The sequence below is a fragment of the Alcanivorax sp. HI0044 genome (assembly GCF_001634945.1).
Map to the genome: position 1 here is coordinate 1 of NZ_LWEZ01001623.1, position 810 is coordinate 810.

Consider the following 810-nt stretch of genomic DNA (forward strand, 5'->3'; position numbering starts at 1 on the left):
ACACGGCACTCAGTGACAGCCGCATACTCGGCAAGGATGAAGGCGTTGGCCCGGAAGATGTGGCCATTGATGATGAAGGCTACCTGTACGTGGGCTATGTAGATGGCCGCATTGTTCGCTTTGATCCCGACGGCAAGAACCCGGATCTGATCGCCAACACCGGAGGCCGGCCATTGGGTCTGGATTTTGCGCCCTCTGGCAACCTGATCGTTGCCGATGGCTACAAAGGACTTTTGAGCATCAACGCGGCCGGCGCTATCACAACCCTGAGCGACAGCGCTAACGGACTAGCCTACGGTTTCACCGATGACGTGGATGTGGACAGCAACGGCATCGCCTATTTCTCCGATGCCTCCAGCAAATTTGGCCCGGCCATGCATGCCCGCGACGACATCATGGAACACGGCGGCCACGGGCGGCTGTTGCGTTACGACCCGGCCACCGGCCAAGCCGAAGTCCTGCTGGATGGCCTGCAGTTCGCCAATGGTATCGCCCTGTCGCAGAATGAAGACTTCGTACTGGTGACCGAAACCGGTAATTACCGCATCGTTCGCTACTGGCTCAAAGGCGACAAAGCCGGCAGCCACGATATCTTCATGGATAACCTGCCCGGCATCCCGGATGGCATCTCGGCCAACGGCGACGGCACTTTTTGGCTTGCCCTTTTCAGTCCCCGTAATGCCATGCTCGACAGCCTTTCCGACAAACCCCTGCTGCGCAAAGTGGCCTTCCGTATGCCCAGCTTCCTGCAGCCGCAACCGGTGCATCACGGCTTTGTGCTCGGCCTCGACGAGCAAGGACAGGTCACTC

1 protein-coding gene is annotated in these 810 nt (G+C 59.1%); it reads left to right on the top strand.

Annotation, left to right across the window (positions count from 1 at the left end; translation table 11 throughout):
- On the top strand, positions 1-810 hold an 810-nt coding region (locus A3730_RS24420; RefSeq protein WP_063539168.1), incomplete at both ends, for an SMP-30/gluconolactonase/LRE family protein.